Annotated in this window: 7 protein-coding genes and 1 tRNA gene; 4 read left to right on the forward strand and 4 right to left on the reverse strand. The window is 47.4% G+C overall.

Annotated elements, in window-relative coordinates; all coding sequences use genetic code 11:
* Both V6C07_RS07385 and V6C07_RS07390 read left to right on the forward strand, forming a co-directional pair.
* The coding region (locus tag V6C07_RS07385; protein ID WP_333535718.1) for a plasmid mobilization protein at positions 1 to 353 on the forward strand (353 nt) is incomplete at its 5' end.
* Positions 334 to 1,683, forward strand: coding sequence for a relaxase/mobilization nuclease domain-containing protein (locus tag V6C07_RS07390; protein ID WP_333535719.1), 1,350 nt, complete (start codon positions 334 to 336; stop codon positions 1,681 to 1,683). The genes V6C07_RS07385 and V6C07_RS07390, both read left to right, overlap by 20 nt.
* A gap of 4 nt (positions 1,684 to 1,687) precedes the next feature.
* Here the strand turns inward: V6C07_RS07390 and V6C07_RS07395 are convergent, their stop codons facing one another.
* Positions 1,688 to 1,981 carry a helix-turn-helix domain-containing protein gene (locus tag V6C07_RS07395; RefSeq protein WP_333535720.1) on the reverse strand — a complete coding sequence of 98 codons (294 nt, stop codon included), beginning with the start codon at positions 1,979 to 1,981 and terminating at the stop codon, positions 1,688 to 1,690.
* A 216-nt stretch (positions 1,982 to 2,197) separates the two neighbouring features.
* Between V6C07_RS07395 and V6C07_RS07400 the strand changes: the two genes are divergently transcribed.
* Positions 2,198 to 2,590 (forward strand): hypothetical protein, encoded by a 393-nt coding sequence (locus V6C07_RS07400; RefSeq protein WP_333535721.1) that lies wholly within the window; start codon positions 2,198 to 2,200, stop codon positions 2,588 to 2,590.
* Between the two features lie 14 nt (positions 2,591 to 2,604).
* A complete protein-coding gene (locus V6C07_RS07405) occupies positions 2,605 to 2,856 on the forward strand; it encodes an EexN family lipoprotein (RefSeq protein ID WP_333535722.1) in 252 nt (83 codons plus the stop codon).
* 35 nt (positions 2,857 to 2,891) lie between these two features.
* On the opposite strand, the gene V6C07_RS07410 is transcribed toward V6C07_RS07405, so the two are convergent.
* The 3 genes from V6C07_RS07410 to V6C07_RS07420 all read right to left on the reverse strand — a co-directional run bounded on the left by V6C07_RS07410 (position 2,892) and on the right by V6C07_RS07420 (position 5,477).
* Complete coding sequence (locus V6C07_RS07410; RefSeq protein WP_333535723.1) at positions 2,892 to 4,616, reverse strand: hypothetical protein; 1,725 nt, start codon at positions 4,614 to 4,616, stop codon at positions 2,892 to 2,894.
* Positions 4,617 to 4,887: 271 nt separating this feature from the next.
* Positions 4,888 to 4,964, reverse strand: a tRNA-Met gene (locus V6C07_RS07415).
* A 282-nt stretch (positions 4,965 to 5,246) separates the two neighbouring features.
* Positions 5,247 to 5,477, reverse strand: a complete 231-nt coding sequence (locus tag V6C07_RS07420) for a hypothetical protein (protein ID WP_333535724.1) — start codon at positions 5,475 to 5,477, stop codon at positions 5,247 to 5,249.
* Positions 5,478 to 5,609: the final 132 nt, after the last annotated feature.

Here is a 5,609-nt window from a genome sequence, read left to right on the forward strand (position 1 = left end):
GACGCCCTCGAAGCGACCCCGGCGAGGCCCGCGCCCGCACCATCGGCGTATGCGTCAACGCCGCCGAACTGGACGCCATACGGCGCAACGCGGATTGCGTGGGCTTGCCTGTCTCGCACTGGCTGCGAAACGTGGCTCTCTCCCGCTCCTTGCCGCGCTCCGTCCAGCCGGAAGTCAACCGGGACACCTACCGTGCCCTTGCCGGGGCCGTGAACAACCTGAACCAGCTAACTCGCCTTGCTCATACAGGCAATGCCGTATGTGCGGATGCCGCCTTGTGTGAGGTGCTTGCCGTGGTGCGCCAAGTGCAGCGGGAGCTATGCGGGGCCAACCATGATAGCGAAGCTGGTTAAGGGCAAGGGTTTTCGGGGAGCCTTGGAATATGATCTGCGCGAACAGAAGGGGCATATCCTCGATACCAACATGGGCGGCGACAATCCGCGTGAGTTGGCGCGGGAGTTCGGCGCGGTGCGGGCCTTGCGGCCCAATCTGACCAAGGCGGTTTGTCATGTGAGCATCAGCTTGCCGCCGGATGAAAAGCTCACAGACGACCAGTGGAAGGACGTTGCCGGAAAATACCTTGAGGGCATGGGCTTCAAGGATAGCCAGTACGTTGTGACCAAACACACCGACACCGAGCACCCGCACATTCACATTCTGGCGAACCGGGTCAGCATGAGCGGTGAGGTAGTCAGCGACAGCCGGGACTATCAGCGGCAAGAAGCCATCATGCGGCGACTGGAACGCGAATACGGGCTGAAGGAGGTGACGCCCAGCCGGGAGAGTGAGCGCCGCGCTCCCACCAAAGGCGAAATTGAATGCGCGGTGCGCACGGGCAAGCCTTCCGCAAAAATGGCCCTGCAAACGCTGGTGGACAAAGCTTTGCACAATCAGCCCGGCTATGCGGAGTTCACGCGGCGGCTTGAAAAATCCGGGGTGGAGGTTTTGCCCAATGTTGCCAGTACAGGCCGCATTTCCGGCATCAGCTATCGGCATAGCGGCATCATCATGAAAGGTTCCGACCTTGGAAAAGGCTATTCCTGGGCCGGACTGCAAAAACGAGGATTAACCTATGAGCAAGACAGAAGCCCTGCGCCAGATGATAGAGGGCGATACGCCGAGGCAGTTGAGCGAGGTAGCCCAACTGCTGGAAGAGATTCACACGCGGAAAGTCCAGAGCGCCGAGGAATTGGCGAAATCACTCGAACCCTTGCTGAGCGTCATGCTCAAAATAACCTCGGACACGGCGCAAGCCTTGGAAGCTCTGGGCCAGAGTTCCCGATACATCAAAAACCAACACGAGGAGACAATAAAAACATGGAATTACTTCCTTTCCAAGACCGGGGAACAGGTAGGCAAGATTCAGAACACGCAATCACAGACGGCCAGCGCAGCGCAGGAGATAAAAGCCCACACGGCGGAGATGGTAAAACAGGCAAGCCGTCTCTCACAAATGAGGACGTGGGCGCATTGGGGGTATCCTCTGGCGGCGGCTCTGCTGCTGTGTCTGCTCTGGACAGGATTCGCGCTCTGGCGGATGCCGGATTACGATATTCTGTTCCAGAACCAGTACAGAATTTACAAAATGCTGGAAAACGTGGAGGGGAAAATTCAGGTTCCGGGCGGGAAGAAATGATGGAAATAGAAAAGGCAAGAAAAAGGGAAGTGGATATGGAACGTTGAATTTTTACACCTTGGTGCTTTTGCGCGGCCTTCCGGGCGTCTTTGTGGGCGGTTGGGGGCCGCGCTTCATTTCATCCTCAATGCGCCGCACCAGTTCCCCGGCATCCACTTTCAGCACTTCAGAAATTTGCAGCAACGCAGCGATACTCACACCAACGTTTCCCCGCTCCACATCCGAGATAAACGGATAAGAAAGACTTGAGAAATCCGCAAGTTGTACCTGAGAGATACCCACATGATTGCGGGCTTCCCGGATGACTTTAGCGATAGCCCACTGGACTAAAAGATTTCTATCCATAGCCCCCAAGGTAGCCGGATATTGACATGAAAACCCATGTTATAATATGGTTATTAGTGGACGACAGCACAGCCCCACACCCCGTCAACTATATGTAAATCTTCAATTTTCCTAGCAAACATCAACACAGGAGAGGATATGGAATGTATTAACCATCCGGGCACGGCCGCAGCCGGAACGTGCCAGATGTGCGGCAAAGCCTTATGCGCCTCATGCATGAACCGTTTCGACCCGCCAGTATGTGAGCCTTGCCTCATTGCCCACAACGGAGCACTGGCGCGAAGGCTTTACCTCGACCTTGCCGTGACCGCGATAATCTTCGCCGGGGTAGCGGCCTTTGTGGCGTTCAATGTCCAGACCAACCGTGAGGGGGGAATAATCGTCGGCCTGATGCTGGCCGGGGCGTATTGGGGCTGGCAGTTTCTGAGCAAAATTCCCATGCCCATCATACTGACCTCTGGCGCGGGCCTTATCTTCTACTTTTTCCTGAAATTCTCACTCGCTGTTCTTGCTGGGTTCATCATCGCCCCTTGGCAAATCTTTAAGCGAGTCAAGGAAATTCGGGCAATTAGTAAGTTGGAGAAGGAAATAAAGGCCGGACAGGCATAACGAGAGGAGCACCCATGAAAAAGAAAAAAATCATTCCATTGATGCTGGTGGGGCTGTTTCTGCTACCCGCCATTGGTTGCGAGAAAAAAGAGGAAACAAAGACCGTTGATTGGTATATGGCCCCGGAAAACAAGGCCGCGTTTGAGGCTAAGCTAAAGGAATGCCGGAATAACCCCGGCGAGTTAGGAAATACGCCGAACTGCCAAAATGCGGAGTTGGCAAATCATAGATCGTTTACGCGAGTTCCAGCACCATCGATCAGGTGACTAAATAGAATGGCGGATAAACCGCCATTCTAAAATTAAACTTCATGTAGTATTGCAGCAACTTCATCCTTTAAAGGAATTAAAGGAATATAGAGCTTTTGAAAAGCAAGCCCAATAGCTCCTGTAAACAATGTCATTTTTACTTTATTCTCACCGTAAGAAAAAACATGCTTTTCAGAGATATCAGGATATGGATCCATATAAAACACCTCAGTGATACCCATCTGACAAATTTTCTTGGCACAGAGCACGCAAGGCGATGCAGATGTAAAAAGAAAACCATTCTCAATCTGATGTTGTCCATGTTTAGCACATTGTAATATTGTATTTTCTTCAGCATGCAAAGCTCTTGTATGCACTTGATTTTCTTTGCAAGTTGTTTTATTGTATTCACTTTTAAAGCAATAAACGTCTGACAAGCCATAGTCATGAATAGTATTTAATTTTTCTCGTACAATTTTCATGTGATCTGAGAATTTTAAGTCAGTTTTTTCAAAATCACTATAAGCATCAGGGTCAAGTCCATCAATAAGTGAAGACGCACTTCTAGCATAACATGGAATTTGAAGTTTTGGAACGCAGTTCCATCCGATAGCAAGCGGCTCAAATGAGCTATCTGTTATCACCGCCCCAACATTTCTTGACATGCATCCTGAGTTTGTTGCAGCAGTGATTGCAAGTTGCATTAAAAATTCATGTTTTGTTGGCTTTACAATTCCTGGATGTTGTATCAATGCTACATAGCGAAGTATGGTTTTCGTCAATTGTGTGTAGTGAGAATTTAATGATCTTAAATTATTTACATATAAATCTGCCATGTTTATGCATGATTTAATATTTTGACCGGTATATTCTTCATAATCTTCGTAAAAATCTTCATTGCTACTTTCTTTCTTATCTATCTTTACAATTTGACTTTCTTTTAGATCAGCCGCTGAAAGCCGCCGTCTTCTTTCATCTTCATCACAGTTTACAGCCATTAGATAAAATGCTGAAAATCTTTCTCGAAAAAAATGCACCTCAAGAGGATTTCTAAAAGCGTCAATTACATAAAGACTTTTTAATTCCCCAGTGCTTTTATCAACTCTACGAATTATCTTTATTAAAGTGTTAATACGTCTTGCTATTGAAAATATATGTTCAAATTCCTGAGCTGAATCTGCAAATGCACAACCGGTTCTTCTTATATTGTCGCCAACTTTTTGAAAAACAGAGATATATTTGTCACCACGACTATCTAAAAATAGTTTTATATTATCAGAAAATTGCTGTATCTCACTGAGTATGTAATTCTTAATCGCAACTCTTGTATTTTTGATTCTTTCTATCTCAGCAGGATCTTCTGCATCGTACAGCAGAGCGTTATCCGTTTTTAAAAACTCATTCAATATTTTATTCTTTTCAAAAAAACATTCATAAGTTGTTTTAAATTCAGATATATCAATATCAAATGTTGTTTTTATATACTGATGGGCTTCATCGAATTTTGACTCTAAAATAAATGTTGATATAATATCTTTAACTCTTATATGGTGAAATTTTTTCCAATTTTTTTTACAGAATCGAGATACAATACTCCATTTTCGTGATTCTATAGAAGATTTATCATTACCAAACGATGCATCAACGCTTCCGAGCTCATGCCTGTCTTTACTTAATATGCTTGCAACTGTAGTGCAGCCACTACCGGTTTTTCCAGTTACGCCTATCACTATGAAACGATTTCTCATTCTGAACAACTGCTCAATCCCACGTTTCATAAAATCTCCTACAATTGAAGTGTGACTACCCATTCTCAATTGAAACTATTTCAGCATGTTAGTCGGATATATTAGAACCATCACGCAGCACAAAAATACAAGCTGAGCATTAGTGCCAATATCTCTCCGAAAATACTCACTAATGAATAATACTAGAATGCTATTTCAGATACGTCAAATGCACAGAGATAAACTGGTGGGAATAGTGGTGGGAAGAAAATCGACCAAAGAAAAAGCGGTTACAATTTTCATTGTAACCGCTTGAATTTCTTGGTTGCGGGGGCAGGATTTGAACCTACGACCTTCGGGTTATGAGCCCGACGAGCTACCGAGCTGCTCCACCCCGCGACACGTCAGCAACAACATGTTGTTGCGAAGTAGATATGTAGCCCTTTGCCCTTGTGGTGTCAAGCATAAAAGTTGAATTATTTTTTAAAGTGCAAAAAAGCGTGCAGGGTTTTGATTTTTGGGCAAAATACCTGCCGGGATTCACTGGGGGGATATGTTGCCCGGGTTCGTGCGTGTTGCGCGTTGGGCCTTTACCTGCTGTATGCCTGTCGGGCGTAAGTGCTTTTCGGCCATCAGGGTGTTCTGTCTCCGCGCACTGCAGCCCGTGTTCTGGCTCTGCTTTTATTCAAGGTTGCGTTGCACACGAGTTTTGCCGTCGGCACTCAGCACATAGGTCAGGCCGTGCCGGGCTTCGGCATCATCGGGGTCTGCCAGCGCCACAATGCCGACGGCCCTCAGGGCCTGAAGGTGCAACTCGACGGATTCGGCACACAGATGCCGCTCACCGGGATAGAGTCCTGCCAGGGCGGAGCGGATTTCTTCCGCTGTTCTGGGCATGCCGTCCAGCAGCATGGCTCCTAGAGCAGATTAACTTTGAAAATATACATTTTCAAAGTTTAAAACACGCTCGCTTCGGCGTTTAACCGCGCAAATAAATTGCGCTTACGCCTTCGCGGCGGGCGTCTGCTCGCGCAGTCGCCAGAG

Origin of the sequence: Desulfovibrio sp. 1214_IL3152 (assembly GCF_036763055.1) — a bacterium.
In the GTDB taxonomy this organism is placed as follows: Bacteria; Desulfobacterota; Desulfovibrionia; order Desulfovibrionales; family Desulfovibrionaceae; genus Desulfovibrio.

Bases quoted from the DNA above. Each gene is read 5' to 3' on its own strand.
- V6C07_RS07405 (WP_333535722.1), top strand. From the start codon at position 2,605: ATGAAAAAGAAAAAAATCATTCCATTGATGCTGGTGGGGCTGTTTCTG.
- V6C07_RS07410 (WP_333535723.1), bottom strand. From the start codon at position 4,616: ATGAAACGTGGGATTGAGCAGTTGTTCAGAATGAGAAATCGTTTCATA.
- V6C07_RS07420 (WP_333535724.1), bottom strand. From the start codon at position 5,477: ATGCTGCTGGACGGCATGCCCAGAACAGCGGAAGAAATCCGCTCCGCC.
- V6C07_RS07400 (WP_333535721.1), top strand. From the start codon at position 2,198: ATGAACCGTTTCGACCCGCCAGTATGTGAGCCTTGCCTCATTGCCCAC.
- V6C07_RS07390 (WP_333535719.1), top strand. From the start codon at position 334: ATGATAGCGAAGCTGGTTAAGGGCAAGGGTTTTCGGGGAGCCTTGGAA.
- V6C07_RS07395 (WP_333535720.1), bottom strand. From the start codon at position 1,981: ATGGATAGAAATCTTTTAGTCCAGTGGGCTATCGCTAAAGTCATCCGG.